Source organism: Candidatus Binatia bacterium (genome assembly GCA_036493895.1).
Lineage (GTDB): Bacteria > Desulfobacterota > Binatia > UBA1149 > CAITLU01 > DATNBU01.
The window spans coordinates 41,962-59,268 of sequence record DASXOZ010000074.1 but is presented as its reverse complement, the minus strand read 5'-3'; the positions used below and the strand labels follow the sequence as shown (position 1 = coordinate 59,268).

The following is a 17,307-nucleotide window of genomic DNA, read 5'->3' as shown; positions in this document are numbered from 1 at the left end:
CCGTGGAAGATCCACGTCGAGAGGTAGTCCTGGCCGCCGCCGGTCCACGCAAACCAGAGCCAGCGGCCGACGCCGAGCCAGGAAAGCGCGATGCCCAGCGGAAAAAACACCGAGTAGGGCTCCCGCCGCCACGCGGGCGCCGCCGCAAGCTCCTCGTTTTCTACTGTTCCTCCGGCCGGGATTCCTGCCGCACTCACGGAGCCTTGCTGGCGACGGCCGCCTGCGCAGTCAACTCCGACGCATTCCACCAGCCGCCGCCGAGCGCGACGAAAAGCTCGGCCGTGTCCGAGTAGCGCTGCGCCTGGGCCCTCGCATACGTGACGCGCGCCTGGTTGTAGCTGCGCCCGGCGGCCAGCAGCAGCAGCAGGTCGGTCTTGCCCGCGTGGTAGGTGAGGCGCTGCAGCGCGAGCGATTCACTCGATACGTCGAGCGCGCGGCGCGCCGCTTCGACGAGGTCGCGGTCGTGCGCAAGGCCGCGCAGCGTGTCGGCGACCTGGCCGAACGCCGAGAGCACCGTCTGGTGGTACTGCGCCAGCGACGCGCGCGCCCCTTCGACCGCCGCACGCTTGCCGGCCACGAGCGCACCGCCGTGAAACAGCGGTGCGTTGATGCCGCTGTCGGCGCTCCACGTCAGGTGGTCCGAGTCGAACAGCGAAGAGAACGAAGTCGCTTCGAGGCCGGCCGACGCGCTGAGGGTGATCGACGGATACATCTGCGCCGTCGCGACGCCGATCGACGCGGTCGCCGCATGCAGCGACGCCTCGGCTGCGAGAATGTCGGGCCGCTGGCGCACCAGCTCCGACGGCAGCGTCACCGGCAGCTCGCCGGGCAATTTCAGGTTGTCCAGCTCGAAAGCCGGCGGTGACCACTGCTGCGGCGGGCGGCCGACGAGCACCGCCAGGGCGTGCCGCGCGACGCTCATCTGCTGCTCGAGAGGCGGTAGCTGGGTCTTGTCGTTGTCGAGCTGGCTTTCGGCGATCAAGAGGTCCGATCGCGCGACTTTGCCGGCCTGGTAGCGTTTCTGCACGAGATCGACAACCTGCTGGTCCTGCTCGATGACGTCCGTGGCGGCGAGAATCTGCGCGTCGGCCGACGCGATCTCGATTGCATCGCTGACGGCGTTGCCGGTGAGCGTGAGCCATGCGGCCGCAAGTGCGAAGCCCTGCTGGCGGGCCAGCGCCTTCTGTTGCTCGATGCGCCGGCGCGTCAGCCCGAAAACATCCGGCGTGTAGCTGACAGTGGGGCCGAGACTGAACAGATTCCCGGTGCGCGCGCCGTGACCCGACGACCCGCTGCCGCCGTCGGAATTGGTCGAGCCCGAGGTCCCGGAGCCGGAGGGAACCCGCCTGCGTTCGAAGCTCGCGCCGAAGTCGAGCTGCGGGTACAGCGCGGCTTCTTCGACCTTGACGAGCTCTTGCGCCTGCGCGAGCGTCGCGCGCGCCGCTTCCAGGTTCGGGCTCCCGTCGAGTGCTTCCTCGACGACTGAGCGCAACTCCTCCGATCCGAAAAGGTTCCACCAGTCGGCCGCCAGCTTCTGGCCCGGAAGCAGCGCCTGCGAAGGCTCGCCGGCCGATCCTCGAAGCGAAGCGGGCATGGGCGAAGAGGTGTACTGCGTGACTTCCGGTTGCGCAGGTCGTTGGAAATCCGGTCCGACGGGGCAGCCGCAAGCGAGCAGCGCCAGCGCGGCTGCGGTTGCCATCTGGCGCAATCGAAGTCTCGTGCGGTGCATTGCCATTGGCGACGATCCCTATTCGAAGCGCAGCGCTTCGATCGGATTCAGCATCGATGCGCGCCTGGCCGGGTAGTACCCGAAGAACACCCCGACTGCCGCGGAAAAGAGAAAGGCCCCGATCATCGCCAGCGGCGACAGCAGAGTGGGCCACTCGGCGACGGTCGAAATGATCCACGAGACGATCGCGCCGGTGATGACGCCGACACCGCCGCCGATCATGCTGAGCAGCACGGCTTCGACGAGGAACTGCAGCAGCACGTGCACGCGCCGCGCGCCGATGGCCATGCGGATGCCGATTTCACGGGTCCTCTCGGTGACCGATACCAGAAGGATGTTCATGATGCCGATGCCGCCGACCAGCAGCGAGATCGACGCGACCGAGGCCAGCAGGATCGCCATGATCTGGCTGCTGCTTTCGGCTGCCTGTGCGATGTCGCTCATGTTGCGCACGCCGAAATCGTCGCTCTGGCCAGGCTGGATGTGGTGGCGCTCCTCGAGAAGGCTGGTCACCTGCTTCATCGCGTCGGGAACCAGGTCCTTGCTCGCCGCCTGCACGTAGACGAGGTTCACGAAGCCCGTCAGCCTGGACTGCATGTTGAAGGGATTCGGCGCCGGCGGATAGATGACGCGTGCCGGAGGCTGCACCTGTGACGAAGGCGACGAAACGCCAAGCACCTTCCTTTCGGCCGTCGTGAACGGGATCAGCAACGTGTCGTCCTGGTCCTGGCCGTAGCCGGACTGTCCTTTGGCCGCGAGCACGCCGATCACTTCCATCGGCACGTTCTTGACGAAGATCGTCGCGCCGACCGGATTGATGTCGGGATCGAACAGGTTTTTGACGACGCTCTGACCGAGCAGGCACACGCGGGCGGCACCGGCGAGGTCCTGCTCGCTCATTGCTCGCCCCCCGGAGACGGGCCAGTTGCGCACCGTCAGGTAGCTCGGAGAGACTCCCTGGATGCTCGTGCCCCAGTTGCGGTTTCCGTACTGGATCTGGCCGACCTGGCGGCTCTGGTAGGCGATTTCGGCGACGGCGGGCGCATTCTTCTTGATCGCGTTCGCGTCGTTGACCGTCAGCGTCGACGCGCTGCCGAAGCCCGCGCGAACGCCGGCGCTGGTAGTCGCGCCGGGCAGCACGATCAGGAGGTTCGTGCCGAGGCTCTCGATCTGCGCTGCGACTGCCGCGTTGGCTCCCTGGCCGACCGCGACCATCGCGATCAGCGCGGCAACGCCGATGAACACGCCCAGCATCGTGAGCGCCGATCGCATCTTGTTGCGCACCAGTGCGCGCGCGGCGGCCAGCAGCGCCATGCGGGCGAACAGCCACGCGCCCGAGATGCCTTCGCCGTTTCCATTGGAGTCGGCGTGCGGGGGCACCGGCGCAGCGGAGACGTCGACATTGGGCGCCGGCGCCTGACGCGCCTTCTGGCGCACGTCGGAGACGATGAGGCCGTCCCGCATCGTGATCACGCGGTCGGCGAATGCGGCAATGTCCGGCTCGTGGGTGACGAGCACGACGGTCAGTCCGCGCTTGCGGTTGAATGCCTGGATCGTACCGAGGATTTCGTCGGCGGTCTTCGAGTCGAGGTTGCCGGTGGGCTCGTCGGCCAGCAGGATCGGCGGATCGTTGATCAGCGCGCGGGCGATCGCGACCCTCTGCTGCTGTCCGCCCGAAAGCTGGCTCGGCGAGCTCTTCTCGCGGCCGGCCAGACCGATGGCCGCCAGCGCCTGGCGAACGCGCGAGGCGGCGTCGGCCGTAAGGCCGGAGTAAAACAGCGGCAGCGCGACATTCTCGCTGGCGCTGGTGCGCGCGAGCAGGTTGAAGCTCTGGAACACGAAGCCGATGCGGCGGCTGCGGATCTGCGCCAGCGCCGGCTCGTCCAGGCCCGCGATCTCGATGCCTTCGAGAAGAAAATGGCCGCTGGTCGGCTCGTCGAGGCAGCCGAGCACGTTCATCAGCGTCGATTTGCCGGAGCCCGACGGGCCCATGATCGCAACGAACTCGCCGCGCTCGATCGACACGCTGACCCCGGCGAGCGCGCGCACCTCGACGTCACCGAGATGGTAGATCTTCGTGAGGTCGCGGACTTCGATGAGCGCGGCAGCCACGACGGAACCCGCGGCTTCAGAAACGCAGCGGCGGCGTCGTCGGCGCGCCGGCTTTCTTGTCGGCCGGCTGCACGGCATTGACGATCACGTCGTCGCCGTCGTGCACGCCTTCCCCGGAGATTTCGACCATGGTTCCGTCGCTCAGCCCTTGCGTCACATCGACGGGTTCGGGTTTTCCGTCGCGCAGCATCCACACGCGCGACGGCGAAGCGCTGCCGTGGTGTCCCCCGTGCCCTGCGCCGCCGCCGGGGCCGTCGCCCGGACGTCCTCCTTCGCCCTGGCCGCCGGGTCGCCCGGGGCCGTGCGCGGCGGAGGAAGGCGAGAAACGCAGCGCCTGCAGCGGAACGCGAAGCACGTCGCGGCGCTGGTCGGCGACGATGCGCGTGTTCGCGGTCATCCCGGGCAGCAGCTTGAGTTCGGGGTTGTCGACGTTGACGACGACGTCGTAAGTCACGACGTTCTGCACGGTGATCGGGGCCTGGCGAAGCTGGGCGACCTTCCCCGGGAAGTTCTGCTCCGGGTAAGCCTCGACGGTGAAGGTCGCGTCCTGCCCGACCTTGACCTCGCCGACGTCCGACTCGCTGACGTTGGTGTCGACCTGCATCTTGGTCAGGTCCTTCGCGATCAGGAACAGCGTCGGTGTCTGGAAGCTGGCCGCGACGGTCTGGCCGACATCGATGCTGCGTGAAACGACGATGCCGTCCACCGGCGAGATGATCCTGGTGTACGCAAGGTTGACGTTTGCGGCATCGAGCGCGGCCTGACGCTGCGCGATCGTGGCCTCGTCCAGCGCGACGACCGCCTGGCTCTGGCTGAGGTTGCTGCGGTCGGTGTCGACCGTTTCCTGCGATAGGCCGCCGCTCTTCAGGAGTTTTTCGTCGCGATCGGCGACGATCTTCGAGAACGCGAGCGTCGCATGGTCCTTGTCGAGCTGGGCCCTCGCCATCGCGAGGTTGGCCGCGTTCTGGTCGACGACGACCTGGAACGGACGCGGATCGATCTCGGCGCAGAGCTGGCCTGCCGTCACGCGCGTGTTGTAGTCGCAGTGCAGCGCCTGAATGACGCCGGAGACGTAGCTTCCTACCTGGACGGTGGTGACGGGATTGACCGCGCCGGTGGCAATGACGGTGCGCACGACGTCACCGCGCGAAACCGGCGCCGTCACATACTGCGTCTCGGGCGCGCGCGACCACCATCGCCACGCCAGCAGGACCACGACCACGACGACGAGCGACGCAGCGGCGAGCCGGCGATAGCGGCGGCGACGCGCTGGTGGAGCGGCCGCGGGCCTGGCCGGGCCCGCGGCCGCCGCGTCAGTGGGGGTGTCCGGCAAAGCCACCGAAAGGCATGGACGCGCGCAGCGTGCGCAACTTCTGCTGCTGGGCCGGATCGAGATGATTCTTGATTCGCACCAGTAGGGCGAAGTTCGTCTTCTTGATCTCCTGTTCGGTGGTCGTCACCTCGTCGAGCTTCGCGAGCACGGCCTGCTCGTCGACGTGGTCGGTGGACAGCATCTTGTCGAGAGCTTCCGAGCTGCCGTCCAGCTTCCACTGGAGGTCGGTCAGGCGTTGCTGGGTGTCGTTCATGTCCTTCTTGATCGCATCGGCCTGCTCGCGCGTAAGGCCGATCTCTTCCTGGTGCTGCATGACGACCTTTGGAGGAAACACGCGCTGCAGGAAAGCCGGCGGCGAAAACCCATGGTCTCCGACGGTGTGCATGCCGCCGTCGTCGGGGCCGCCCATCTGGGCCTGTGCGGGCGTGGGGCCCAGGAGCGCGCGACAGAGCACGCAACAGAGAATGACCGGAACCGCGTATCGTTTCATGCGAAGGTCCTCACAACGGGTACCCGGCTCGACTGGCGCGCCGGGGCCGGGGTCTGGGAGCAGCCGAGCTCGGAATCCGCGCAGCCGAAGCTCGGCATCGAATCGGAAATGTCGATGCCCCAGGGCTCGAGCAGGACGTCGGTAGGACTGGAATACTGGCCGACGGGCACTTCCGAGCTGCTGGAGCGGACCGCAGCGGTGCCGTGCGGCATCGCGATCCACACGGCGAGGACCGCGGCGGCGGCCAGCGGGACGACGGCAACCAGCGTCGTGCGCAGCCGGCGCGAGCGCGGTCGCGGAGCAGCCGCCATCACGCGGTCCGCCAGCGCGGCCGCATCCGGCGATGCAGCGGGCAGTGCCTCTTCGCTCTGCAGAAGATCGAGCAAGGCGTCCAGCTCGGCGGCCTCTCGTCGCATCGCCGAGGCCTCGCTGGAGCGCAACACCAGGCGCTCGGCTGCCTGCCTCTCGCATGCAGGCCAGCGCCGCGCATCGGCTCCGTACACAGACAGGATCTCGCCGAGGCGCTCGACCGAAACGGGTCTTGGCTCGTCGTGCGCTTTGCGAGGATGTTCGTCGGGTCGCATCGTCTCGGTCATCTCAGTCTCCTTGCGCGCCGCGGCGTGCACGACCGGCAGTTCCGGCGAGCTCGGGAAGGACGTGGCGCAGGCGCTCGCGCAGGCTGCGCCGTGCACGGGAAAGCAGCGATTCGACGGCGTCGATGCTGACCGCCAGCGACGCCGCGGCCTCCTCGTTCGAAAATCCCTGGAAGTAACACAGCGCCACCGCGAGCCTCTGGGATTCGGTCAGCGAGGCCAGCTCGCCGCGCACGCGCTCCGCCCGCTGCGACCTGGCCACGGACGCGCCCGGTCCGGGCCGAGGGTCGCGAGGTTCTTCGGTCAGCGGTTCGCCCGGTTTTGTCCGTTGCCTCGCCATTCGGTCGAGGCAAACGTTGACGACGACACGGTGCAGCCACGTCGTGAAGCGCGCCTCTTCGTGTTTCCACCGCGGTGCGGCGGCCCACACGCGAAGGAATGTTTCCTGCGCCGCCTCCTCGCCGTCGTCTCGGTTGCCCAGCGCGATCGTCGCGAGCCGGACGATGCGATCGAGATGGCGTGCGACGAGTTTTTCGCAGGCGTCGCGATCGCCGGTTCCGGCGCGCAGCATCAGCTCCTCGTCGCTTTCTCCCATCGGATGCGCTGCCCGGGCCTGTCGCAGCGGTTCCGGCAACTGCGCGCGCAGGTTTCGCGCCCGTGGCGCGGCGCCGGAACCTTCGGGAAGGCTCCGGCCGGATGGCGCGAAAAGGCCTGCACGTTGCGACTGGCGCAGTGTCGTTGCTCCCTGCGATCAGAGTCCCGGCCCGAAAGGCGGCCCCCCGTGGTGGTCCGCCTTCAGCTCGTCGAGCGAGACGGCGCCGTCGCCGTCCTTGTCGAGAGCCTGGAAATGCGCGGCTTCCATCTGGCGCCGCAGGATATCGTGGAAGTTCGCAAACTCCTCTGCGGTGAGCTTGCCGTTGGCATCGGCGTCGGCCTGCGCGAACGCCGACGAGACGACGGCCTCGAAGCTGGCTCGCATGTCGCCGTCCGGGCCGTCACAATGTGCGAAAGCCGGCCGCACGACGGCGGCGCCGCAAAGAGCGACGGCAAGGGTCGTCGCGGAAAGAACGTAGCGTGGTTTCATCGGTGTTTCCTCTCCGTCGGCCGGGGTGTTCGATCCGGCTGCTACTTCGTGAAACGGCCTGCCGCCGGAAATCCGTCGCGGTTTTCGATGGCCTGCCCCCCACGCAGCGATCTCGAAGGCGGCGCGACCAAAGGAATCCGTCCGAGGAAAGGCCCGCGCAACGCGCGGCCGCCAGCAGAGGTCCGCGCCATGCGCGGCCGGAAAGGAGCAACCCGATGATCGTGATTTCGCGGTGGCCGCACCGGCTGCGCGCACTCGTGGTGGCGGCGCTGGTGCCCTTGGGCTGCGGGGTGCTGGCCTGCGGATGCGGCCAGCCTTCCTCGCCGCCGACGGCCGCGAGGCCGTCCGGCCCGGGCGTCGACGGAAACTCCGAGCCGACGCGCCAGACGATCGATGCGAACGCAAAGGCTGCCGCCGCGCTGCCGCCCGACGACGGCAAGGATTTCGACGATGCGCGCCAGGGCTTCATCGCCGACGACGCCAATCTCGAAGTGCGAGGCAGCGATCCGTCGGCGCCGCCAATCTGGAAACGGTCCGATTATGCATTCGTGGATGGCAGCGCGCCGTCGAGCGTAAACCCGGGCCTTTGGCGCCAGGCCAGGCTGAACGGCATCGGCGGCCTGTTCCGTGTTGCCGAAGGCGTCTACCAGGTGCGCGGCTACGACCTGTCCAACCTGTCGCTCATTCGCGGCAAGACTGGCTGGATCGTCGTCGACCCGCTGACCTGCAAGGAAACGGCGGCGGCGGCCCTGGCGCTGGCGCGCAAGCATCTCGGCACCGACCCGATCGTCGCGGTGATCTTCACGCACAGCCACGTCGATCATTTCGGCGGCATCGCGGCCGTGCTCGCCGATCCTTATTCCGATGCGAAGAAACTGCGCGTCATCGCACCGCGCGGCTTCGTCGAAGAGGCGACGAGCGAGAACGTCCTGGCCGGCATCGCGATGGGGCGCCGTGCGACGTTCATGTATGGAAGCGCGCTGTCACGCTCGGAGCGCGGCCACGTCGACACCGGTCTCGGCAAAGCGCCGGCCATCGGAAGCATCTCGATCATCGAGCCTACCGAGCTCATCGACTCCACCACGTCGGACCTGGTGATCGACGGCGTCCCGTTCCGCTTCCAGTACGTGCCGGAGTCGGAGGCGCCGGCGGAGGCGGCGTTCTACCTGCCGGACAGCAAGGCCTACTGCGGTGCCGAGATCGTCACGCACACGCTGCACAACCTGTATACGCTGAGGGGCGCGAAGGTGCGCGATGCACTGCGATGGAGCGGCTACATCGACCAGGCGATCAAGCTGTTTCCCGATCTCGACGTCGTATTTGCGAGCCACCACTGGCCGACGTTCGGCAAGGAGCGTGCGGTGGCGTTCCTCGAGCGCCAGAGGGACGTCTACAAGTACATCCACGACCAGACTCTCCGGCTCGCCAACCAGGGGCTGGGGCCGCGCCAGATCGCCGAGCAGCTCGAACTGCCGGCCTCGCTCAAGGTCGCGTTCTCCGAGCGCGGCTACTACGGCACCGTGCGCCACAACGCCAAGGCGGTCTACCAGGCGTACTTCGGCTGGTACGACGGCAATCCGGCCAACCTCGACCCGCTGCCGCCGGTCGAGGAGGCGACGCACTACGTCGATGAGATGGGCGGTGCCGACGCCGTCCTGAAGCGCGCCGGCGAGTCCTTCGACCGCGGCGACTACCGCTGGACCGCGACGCTGCTGAACGATCTCGTGTTTGCCGATTCCGGCAACCAGGCGGCGCGCGACCTTCTCGCCCGAACCTACGACCAGCTCGGCTACCAGGCCGAATCCGGGCCGTGGCGCGACGAATACCTGACCGGCGCTTTCGAGTTGCGCCACGGCACCCAGCCTTCGGCGCTCAGGCCCTCGGCCGCCGGTGACCTGCTTCGTCACCTCACGCCGTCACGATTCTTCGATGCGATGGCCGTGCGCCTCGACGCTCCGAAAGCAGAAGGAAAGACGCTCGCGATCAATTTCGTCTTTACCGACGTCGGCGAAACCCACGTCGTCAAGGTGCAGAACTCCGTGCTTCACCACGAGAAGACCGCGACCGAGGGCGATCCGGCGGCAAGCGCGACGATTCATCTGTCGCGCGAATTCCTCGTGCGCCTGAGCATCGGCGAAGCCGGCCTTCGCGAGATGATTTTCTCGAACGAACTGACGGTGGACGGCAGCCGCCTCGACGTGCTGGCGTTTTTCTCCCTGCTCGACAAACCGGATGGAAAATTCGCGATCGTGACCCCTTGAGGGGCCGACATTGTCTACGCGCGCGCACGTTGCGTGCGCGCGCGCTTTTCGCTCGCTTCCCGTCAGAACTTCAGATGATAGAAGACGACGTAGAGAGCGACGATGACGGCACCGACGACGAGCGGAATCTCGACGCGCCGCTCGATCAAGTGCGCTGCCTTGTCGTGAAACATGTTCCAGGTTGCTCTGTTCATCACGCACCTCCTCCGGGCTTTCGAAGCCCGACATTCGGCGCTTGCCGTTGTTAAGCTAAGGCGAAAACAGCGGTCGTCAATACCCTGACGGGGGGATCCCCAAGGACGGCGACTGCTGCCGAGTCCCTCGAAAAACCTGGCGAATCACGCAACCGGGCGCCGCGCCCGGCAGCGGCCGGAAATCATTGCACGTGTCGTGTGAAAGGTGCCGAAGACGCGGCGCGCCGCGATGCGAAATACGGCGTCACGGCCGACGCGCGGCTGACGACGCGCTGCAGCGCCAAAATATCGAAAGGTTTGCCTCGAAATCGCGTGCGTCCTCGATCAGGATGCCGGACGCTCTGGTGCAGGGTCTGCGTCGTCCGCGCCGGCCTTCTCAAGCTCGGTCCCGCGTCTTTCGATTCGGTATCGCTGCTCCCTGGGGGACTTCGATGGCATTCACGATCGCTTCTGTGCTCGCCGTACTGTCGATGCTGCACGTCTATGGTGGTGTCGAAGGCGTCGAGGGCGAATCTTCGCCCGTCATTCCCGAGATCGACGGCAAGCCTGTCTTCGTTCCTGAGCCGCGCGACTGGTACGCGATGGCCGCTGCGCTCGCGCTTGCGTCGATCCTCGTGACGACCCGCAGCGGGCTGCTGCGCTCTCCGTTTCCCGATGCGTGGACCCAGTTCGGGACGATCGCCGTCGGCATCGTGCTCGTGCTCCGCGCCGTCGGAGACTTTCACATGCTCGGCTTCTTCAAGCGCGTCCGCGGCACCGTGTTCGCCGAATGGGACACGCGCCTGTTTTCTCCGCTCAGCCTGATCCTCGGCCTGGCCACGCTGTGGATCGCCTTTTCCGATTGTCTTCACTGATTCGGCGCGTGCCGTTCCGGCAAGCGACCGGGCATGAATCCCCGCGCGATGGCGCTGGCCTCGGGTTGAACGCCGGTTCAGGCCCGCGCTTTCGTTGACAAGTCGAAAGCCGCGCGGCCAAGATTCCCCCGGATCAGACCGCACGGCGGAGGGGAACCCTGTGAAAGCACGAAAGAAGGCGCGATACCTCGCGGTTTCGCTGGCGACGCTGGTCATCTGTGCCGGTACGACGGCCGGAGCCGATCCGTGCACCGGACGCCCGGACGGCGCGACCTGCGACGCCGGCAGCGACGGTACCTTCGCAAAAACCTGCAGCGGCCAGGTCTGCTCGACGTGCTCGGCCAATCCCGGCGCTTCGCCGCGCTTCGTCGACAACGGCGACGGCACGATTACCGACCGCGCCACGTGCCTGGTGTGGGAAAAGAAGGACAACGCCGACGGCATCCACGACCTGAACAAGGTTTACGCGTGGACGAGCAGCGGAAGTGCGCGCGACGGCGGCTTGTTCACGCAGTTCCTCGCGACGTTGAACGGGGGCGGCGGCTTTGCCGGACACCACGACTGGCGCATTCCGACCGCAGCCGGACAGAACGGATCGTTCACCGGACTGCCGGCAGAAGCCGAAAGCATCGAAGTCGGCGCGACGTGCGGCGACACGATCGGCGGCTGCAATCCACCGGAGTTCAACAGCAACTGCGGACCGTACAGCGCCGGCGACCCGCCGTACACGACCGCAAATCCCGGCTGCACGGTGGACGGCGCCGGCGCAACCTCCGAGTGCAGCTGCTCGCCGTTCTACCATAGCTGGACGGATTCGACGGTGAACGGCTCGAACGACCTGGCGTGGCTCGAGTGCTACACGGTGTCGTCCGGCGGCCTCAGTTCTCCGTCCAAGACCGACGCGTACAACGCCCGGGCGGTGCGCGGCAGCATGACGCCGACGATCGCCTGCGACGCCTCGCCGCGCTCGGGCTGTTTCGCCCCGGGCCAGTCCCGCTTCTCGCTGACGACGAGCTCGATGGATCCTTCGCGAAACAAGCTGCTGTGGTCGTGGGGCCGCGGTGATGCCGTGGATCCGTCGGCACTCGGGGATCCGGTCTCGACGACCGACTACGCACTTTGCGTCTATGCCAACGGCTCGTTGCTCACGCAGGCGACGATCGCGCACGGCAGCCACTGGAACGCGTCGACGATGATCGCCGGTCGCTACAGCTATCGCGACTCCAGCGGCAGCAGCAGCGGCGTTCGCAAGTCCCAGATCACGCCGGGAGACATGGGGGCGACCAAGGCCCAGGTGTCCGCCGTCGGCTCGGGGCTCGCATCGCTGGCGACTCCGCTTACGGCCGGACAGCTTCCCGTCCGTGTGCAGCTCGTCAATACGGTCGATGCTGCCGACTGCTGGACGGCCGACTACTCGAACGAGCCGGTTCGCAACGACGCGAAGAGCTTCCAGGTACGGCTGCCGTAAGGGCAGGCTTTCGCGGTCGGATCGGCGCGCTCGCGCGCCGGCCGGCGTTGTCCACTATTCGCAGCACGCCCGTTACTGCAGCACTTCGCCTACTCGACGGAATGCTTCGGTATCGCCCTGGCGCGCGAGCTCGATGGCTTCGCTGGCCCGGAAGAACGAGAAGTAGAACGTCGTGCCCGCGCCGAACTGGCTGCGGACCCAGATGCTGCCTGCGTGCCGGTCGAGCACGCGCTTTACGATCGCGAGCCCGACGCCGGTGCCTTCGTATTCGCTCGGCGCGTGCAGGCGTTTGAACGGGGCGAACACCTGGTTCGCGTATTTCATCGCGAAGCCGATCCCGTTGTCGGCCACGAAGTACACCGGCCCGCGCGAGTCGCGCGTGCATCCGAAGTGGATCTCCGCGGTTTCGCGCACGGCGGAATACTTGATCGCGTTGGACAGCAGGTTCTGGATGACCTGGCGAAGCAGGCCTTCGTCGGCCGTGGCCGGCGGCATGTCGTCGATGCGCAGGTGGATGCGGTCGGGATTCTTCTGGTCGCTGAGCAGCTCGGTGGCAACCGACCTTCCCAGCATCGCCATGTCGACGTCGGTGGTCTGCAGCGGCTGGCGACCGTGGCGCGACAGCGCGAGGATGTCGTCCATCAGCCGGTTCATGCGCTTGGCGTTGAGCAGCACGCGGCCGAGGTTCTCGAGGCCTTCCTGGCCGATCGTCGCCGCGTTGTCCTGGGCCAGCACCTGGGCGAACCCGGCGATCGATCGCAGCGGCGTGCGAAGGTCGTGGGAGATCATGAACGCGAACGCTTCCATGTCGAGGGCATAGCCGATCGCCTCGGAAGTGCGTTCGCGCACCCGCGTCTCCAGCTCGCTGTTGAGCTTTCGCAGGTCGGCTTCCGACTTCAGCAGCTTGCGCTGCTCGCGGTCGAGTGCCGAGGCCATCTGCGAGATCGCCCGGCCGATCGTCGCGAGCTCGTCGTCTCCGGCGATGTGCGGGACGCCCTGGTAGTCGCCGTCGGCAATCTTCTCCGTCGAGCGGATCAGGGCGCTGATGCGCGGCGTGAACGAGCGGTGGAAGATCCACGTCACGAGCACGCACAGGAGCGCGATCATCAGCAACGCAGTGCCGGTGCGCGACAGCGCGTCGCGCAGCGATTCCAGGCGCGGGATGTCGAGGTTGTAAAGGACGAGCAGCACGCCGCTGCGCGTGGGCAGCAGCTCGCCGCTTCGCGGCGGCATCGAGAACGAGTGGGCCCACAGCAGCAGGGAGCCGTCTTCGCTCACCTGGTACTGGGGCCGGCCGCTGCGCCTGACACTGTCGACCAGGGCAGTGTCGGACGCGAAGCTGGTGCGCGGGAGCTCGTAACCTTCGCTGGCGCGGTCGGTGGCGTAGAGCACGCGGTCGGATTCGTCGAGCACGAATGCCGCTCGCGTGGTGCGCGTGGCTCGCACCGGATCGAAGGTGTCGCGCACGTTGACGCGGTCGCCGCGCCGCAGCGCCCGCTCGATGTCGTCGACCATGATGCCGCTGAGCACGCCGAGCTGCTGGATCGCGCTCCTGACTGCGCGATCGTTGGTCTGGCGCAGCTCGATGAACAGGAACAGCGCCGCGACGATCACGCCGACGCCGAGCACGAGCAGCGGGACGGCATACCGCAGCCGCATGCCGCGCAACATCACGGCGTGCCGCCCCCACTCTGGCCGAGCGGTCGCGAGACCACGCCCGGGAGGAACGAATCATCGAAGCGAACCGACTCACGGTGGTCGGGGCGAAGCAGCCCCGCTTCGACCGCGAGGGCTTCGGTGTCCTCGAGCACCGACGCCAGCTTCGGTCGCGGTCCGGCCAGCATCTCGTGGTTGAGCGCGAGGTCGCCGAGGCGGGTTCCCGCCAGCGCCTGCTCGATCGCCGCCGAATCCACCCACAGTCCGGATGCGAGCTTGGCGACCGTCGGCACGTGGTCGTCGTCCAGGCGAGTGAATGCCGCAAGCCATCCGTCCAGGAGCTTGCGCAGCGCCTTGTCCTGGGTGGCGACAGTCGTGCCGGGCACGAGCAGCACGTCGACGATCTCGCCCGGCGTTCGCGAGCTGTCGAACAGCGACGTCGCGCCCGACGACAGCAGGCGCCGGCGATCGGGATCGGCGGTTACGACCGCGTCCACCTGGTGCGTGAGAAAGGCATCGGCCTGGTCCTCGCCGTCGACGGAGACGGCTTCGACGTCACGCTGGGACAGGCCTCCTGCTTTCAGAGCACGCAGCAGAAGGTGGGCACCGAGGGGGCTCGCTTCCAGACCGATGCGTTTGCCGCGAAGCCCCGCCAGGTCGCCGATCTCTGCTCCGGCCACGATGCCGTCGGCGCCCTTGGAGACACCGAGCACGAACACCACGTCCAGCGACGGGATCGACGCTGCGAGGTAAGGAACGAAGTCGAGCGTCAGCGCCGCCGCATCGAGGCTGCCTTCTCGAAGATGGCGGGCGAGCTCGATCGGCGAGCTGTACTGCACCAGCTCGACATCATGGTCGGCAAAAAATCCCAGATCCCGTGCAATGAACGCGAGCTCGGCCGGCACCCGCGGGCAGATCCCGACCCGCAGCGGAGGCGAGGCTTCGGGGTTGCACGACAGCAGGACGGCCGCCGCTACCGCGAGAATGCTCGCGCGGCGCGGCGCCTGGCGGCGAAACCGCCGCAGGGGCGCCAGGAATGCTGTCCATCGGAGCCGACGAGCCATCGCGCAACAAACCGCCCTGAGGGGACGCGTCTGGCCCTGGAAAAGCGCCGTCCCCCACCGCCATTTGTGACGGTTTCGCCGACCTGACGCCAGTTTATCGTCCCTCCGCGGGTCGTTGGCGCTGGTGCCCGGCGCTCGGCTCGGCCCGAACGGCTGCGGCTTTGCGGTCCGCTGCGCCGGCAATACGTGCTGCGCGTCACTGATGTTCGTATCGCCGTGCACAACGAGGCGCGGCTTTTGGGGCAGGTCAGGGCGCTTCTGTGAACTGCGTCGCTTCGGCGAGCACTTCGCGCTCGCTGCCGGGCGCCGAGCGGATGATCGCCGCGATCGACAGCAGCACGATGGCGCCGCCGGCCAGCTGCACGGGGGAGAGGACTTCGCCGAGCAGCACGTGCGCCCCGGCGGCGGCGACGATCGGTACCGCGAGCAGGATCATCGAGGAGACGAAGGCCGGAACGTGCGCGTGGGCCCAGTTCGTCAGGACGTGACCGAGCGTTCCGGGAAGGAGCGCGAGCCACGCCAGCGTGACCCATTCCCAGGGGCGCGGCCGCCCGAAGTCCGGGTGGGAGGCCAGCGTGATGGAAGTGACGACCACGCCGGCGACGATCGTCATGCCGGCGACGTAGTCCCACGCGTGGATTCGTTCGCGGAAGCGCTTGGACGCGAGGAAATACGCAGTGAACGCGAACAGGTTGACGAACGCCATCGCATCGCCCGCGATGCTCGAGGAGCCGCCGTGGCTGGAGCCGAGCACCACCAGCCCGGTGCCGACCAGCGCCAGCGCAGACCATGCGAGCGAACCCGGAGCAGCAGTCTCGCCGAACAGCGGACCGGAGAGCAGCAGCACGAGAGCCGGCTGAAGGGCGCCGATGATCGTGACATTGGTCACGGTGGTGAGCTTCAGGCTCTGGAAGTACAGCATCTGGTGCAGCGAGAACAGCAGCCCGCCGATGACGCAGGCGCGGGCCCAGTCGCGATCCAGGCGGCGCCGCACCGACGCAGTCGCCAGCGAAGCGAGCAGCACGGGGCTCGCGAACGCGAGCCGGTACATCGTCGTGACCAGGCCCGTCGTCGACACGGCCTTGATTGCGACGGCGCTCAGTCCCCACAGCAGCACGGTGGTCGCAACTGCCGCAAGACCCAGCGCCCGCGCGTCCGTATCGCGCTCGTCGCTCACAGCTTGAGCTTCGTCCTGAGACCAATCACGACGTGCGTGTCATTGCCGTCGAAGTACAACTGCGCATCGGGCTCGATCGTGAACCACGCCAGCGGTCTCCACTTGAAGAACAGCTCGAGGAAAGTCTCGTCCGCGCCCTCGACCGACACGTAGCCGCTGCCGAGTCCGACGGTGTTGTTCTTGCCGAAAAAGCCGTGCGCGGTGGCGCCGCCGCCGACGTAGACCTTGGCGACTTTTCCGTCCGGGCCGGACTTGGCGTCGGGTTCGAAGTTGGTGCGCACGAAGAACTGGAACGTACGCGGGTCCGGATGAGCGTCGGTCACCGGCATATGCACGAACAGGTCGCCGACGGCGAAGCCGCCGCTGCGGTTGTCCCCGCTCAGGTGCCAGCCTCCGACCTGCCATACGATGTCGCGAGGGCCGTCGAGGCCTTGCTCCAGGCGCGCGGCACCGATCGCGAACACGCCGCCGCCGTGGTTGAATGCACTGCCGGCAAACGACTCGCTGCGAGACGAGCCGTCGTAGACGCCGCCGCGAAGGCTCAGCCAGGATGCGGGCTGCGCGAACAGGGAAGCGCCGAGCGCGGGCGCGGGAAACGACGGCATCGGCGCCGTCGGCAGCACGCCGAACGACGAGTTGAGGAAGTTGCCGCCGAAACGCGGGGACGCAAAATCGCGGTTGGCATCCTGCTTGCCGAGGCGCAGCGCGAAACCCGCCGGAAGCTGCTGGTAGATCCACAGCTCGGAGAGCTGGGTGAACGCCGGAGCTTCGTAGTTCGATACCGGCATCACCAGTCCGAGGTGCGGGGAGACGCCGTCGCCGCGGTCGTCCTGCGCGTAGCCGAACAAGGTCCCGCCTTTCCACATGCCGGCCTTTGCGGTGTCGACCGTCAGCATCAGGTCGGCGTCACCCCGGTATTTCACTGCCTCGAAGTCGCGTGTGAAAACTTCGGAAGTGTAGGTGACGTCGAAGTGGACGCCGTGCTCGTCGAGTTTGGTGCGCTCGCCGCCCCAGTCGCCGGTCGCATCGGGTCCTGCGAGCCACGCGGCCGGGTCTTCTGCGCGCGAAGCCGACGCCAGCGCCACGAGTCCCAGGGCGAGCGCCGCCCCGGCGCAGGCGCCGCGCCGGCGGCTCCGCCTCAGCCCGGGCACCAGCGCCAGCCTCGGGCTGTGCCCCTGCCTCCGACTCTCCATATGGGCGGCGACCATGCTCGGACGGCCGCGGTCATTCAAAACGAGGGTCTGCGCTCGGGCATTTCGGGGCGCCAAGGGCCATCCGGGTGTGCCGACCCC

At 67.5% G+C, this 17,307-nt stretch carries 16 protein-coding genes; 3 read left to right on the top strand and 13 right to left on the bottom strand.

The window, feature by feature from the left end; translation table 11 throughout:
• The 8 genes from VGK20_17900 to VGK20_17865 form a co-directional block, all read right to left on the bottom strand.
• A partial coding sequence (locus VGK20_17900; protein ID HEY2775920.1) for a hypothetical protein occupies positions 1-197 on the bottom strand: 197 nt, incomplete at its 3' end.
• Positions 194-1,699: an efflux transporter outer membrane subunit gene (locus tag VGK20_17895; GenBank protein HEY2775919.1), complete on the bottom strand. Its 1,506-nt coding sequence runs from the start codon at positions 1,697-1,699 to the stop codon at positions 194-196. The genes VGK20_17895 and VGK20_17900, both read right to left, overlap by 4 nt.
• A 48-nt stretch (positions 1,700-1,747) precedes the next feature.
• Positions 1,748-3,841, bottom strand: coding sequence for an ABC transporter permease (locus VGK20_17890; GenBank protein HEY2775918.1), 2,094 nt, complete (start codon positions 3,839-3,841; stop codon positions 1,748-1,750).
• Between the two features lie 16 nt (positions 3,842-3,857).
• A complete protein-coding gene (locus VGK20_17885) occupies positions 3,858-5,180 on the bottom strand; it encodes an efflux RND transporter periplasmic adaptor subunit (protein ID HEY2775917.1) in 1,323 nt (440 codons plus the stop codon).
• On the bottom strand, positions 5,155-5,664 hold the full coding sequence (locus VGK20_17880) for a periplasmic heavy metal sensor (GenBank protein HEY2775916.1): 510 nt from the start codon (positions 5,662-5,664) through the stop codon (positions 5,155-5,157). Before VGK20_17880 ends, VGK20_17885 begins: the two co-directional genes overlap by 26 nt.
• Positions 5,661-6,260, bottom strand: a complete 600-nt coding sequence (locus VGK20_17875) for a hypothetical protein (GenBank protein ID HEY2775915.1) — start codon at positions 6,258-6,260, stop codon at positions 5,661-5,663. The genes VGK20_17880 and VGK20_17875 overlap by 4 nt, the downstream gene beginning before the upstream one ends.
• Before the next feature lies 1 nt (position 6,261).
• On the bottom strand, positions 6,262-6,891 hold the full coding sequence (locus tag VGK20_17870) for an RNA polymerase sigma factor (protein HEY2775914.1): 630 nt from the start codon (positions 6,889-6,891) through the stop codon (positions 6,262-6,264).
• 117 nt (positions 6,892-7,008) lie between these two features.
• Entirely contained in the window at positions 7,009-7,341 is a 333-nt protein-coding gene (locus VGK20_17865) for a hypothetical protein (protein ID HEY2775913.1), read from the bottom strand.
• Positions 7,342-7,556: 215 nt separating this feature from the next.
• On the opposite strand from VGK20_17865, the gene VGK20_17860 reads away from it, so the two are divergent.
• The gene (locus VGK20_17860) at positions 7,557-9,602 is read left to right on the top strand and encodes an alkyl sulfatase dimerization domain-containing protein (GenBank protein ID HEY2775912.1); all 2,046 of its coding nucleotides are present in this window, start codon (positions 7,557-7,559) and stop codon (positions 9,600-9,602) included.
• Between the two features lie 62 nt (positions 9,603-9,664).
• On the opposite strand, the gene VGK20_17855 is transcribed toward VGK20_17860, so the two are convergent.
• Entirely contained in the window at positions 9,665-9,796 is a 132-nt protein-coding gene (locus VGK20_17855) for a hypothetical protein (protein HEY2775911.1), read from the bottom strand.
• Between the two features lie 431 nt (positions 9,797-10,227).
• Between VGK20_17855 and VGK20_17850 the strand changes: the two genes are divergently transcribed.
• Entirely contained in the window at positions 10,228-10,650 is a 423-nt protein-coding gene (locus VGK20_17850; GenBank protein ID HEY2775910.1) for a DUF3995 domain-containing protein, read from the top strand.
• Positions 10,651-10,810: 160 nt separating this feature from the next.
• A complete protein-coding gene (locus tag VGK20_17845) occupies positions 10,811-12,118 on the top strand; it encodes a hypothetical protein (protein HEY2775909.1) in 1,308 nt (435 codons plus the stop codon).
• A gap of 72 nt (positions 12,119-12,190) precedes the next feature.
• On the opposite strand, the gene VGK20_17840 is transcribed toward VGK20_17845, so the two are convergent.
• The 4 genes from VGK20_17840 to VGK20_17825 form a co-directional block, all read right to left on the bottom strand.
• Entirely contained in the window at positions 12,191-13,777 is a 1,587-nt protein-coding gene (locus tag VGK20_17840) for an ATP-binding protein (GenBank protein HEY2775908.1), read from the bottom strand.
• 11 nt (positions 13,778-13,788) lie between these two features.
• Positions 13,789-14,838 carry an ABC transporter substrate-binding protein gene (locus VGK20_17835; GenBank protein HEY2775907.1) on the bottom strand — a complete coding sequence of 350 codons (1,050 nt, stop codon included), beginning with the start codon at positions 14,836-14,838 and terminating at the stop codon, positions 13,789-13,791.
• Positions 14,839-15,085: 247 nt separating this feature from the next.
• Entirely contained in the window at positions 15,086-16,015 is a 930-nt protein-coding gene (locus VGK20_17830) for a DMT family transporter (GenBank protein HEY2775906.1), read from the bottom strand.
• Positions 16,012-17,100, bottom strand: a complete 1,089-nt coding sequence (locus VGK20_17825) for a carbohydrate porin (protein ID HEY2775905.1) — start codon at positions 17,098-17,100, stop codon at positions 16,012-16,014. Before VGK20_17825 ends, VGK20_17830 begins: the two co-directional genes overlap by 4 nt.
• Between the last annotated feature and the right edge of the window lie 207 nt (positions 17,101-17,307).

Bases quoted from the DNA above. Each gene is read 5' to 3' on its own strand.
- VGK20_17895 (HEY2775919.1), bottom strand. From the start codon at position 1,699: ATGGCAACCGCAGCCGCGCTGGCGCTGCTCGCTTGCGGCTGCCCCGTC.
- VGK20_17880 (HEY2775916.1), bottom strand. From the start codon at position 5,664: ATGAAACGATACGCGGTTCCGGTCATTCTCTGTTGCGTGCTCTGTCGC.
- VGK20_17875 (HEY2775915.1), bottom strand. From the start codon at position 6,260: ATGACCGAGACGATGCGACCCGACGAACATCCTCGCAAAGCGCACGAC.
- VGK20_17865 (HEY2775913.1), bottom strand. From the start codon at position 7,341: ATGAAACCACGCTACGTTCTTTCCGCGACGACCCTTGCCGTCGCTCTT.
- VGK20_17860 (HEY2775912.1), top strand. From the start codon at position 7,557: ATGATCGTGATTTCGCGGTGGCCGCACCGGCTGCGCGCACTCGTGGTG.
- VGK20_17855 (HEY2775911.1), bottom strand. From the start codon at position 9,796: ATGAACAGAGCAACCTGGAACATGTTTCACGACAAGGCAGCGCACTTG.
- VGK20_17850 (HEY2775910.1), top strand. From the start codon at position 10,228: ATGGCATTCACGATCGCTTCTGTGCTCGCCGTACTGTCGATGCTGCAC.
- VGK20_17840 (HEY2775908.1), bottom strand. From the start codon at position 13,777: ATGCGGCTGCGGTATGCCGTCCCGCTGCTCGTGCTCGGCGTCGGCGTG.
- VGK20_17835 (HEY2775907.1), bottom strand. From the start codon at position 14,838: ATGGCTCGTCGGCTCCGATGGACAGCATTCCTGGCGCCCCTGCGGCGG.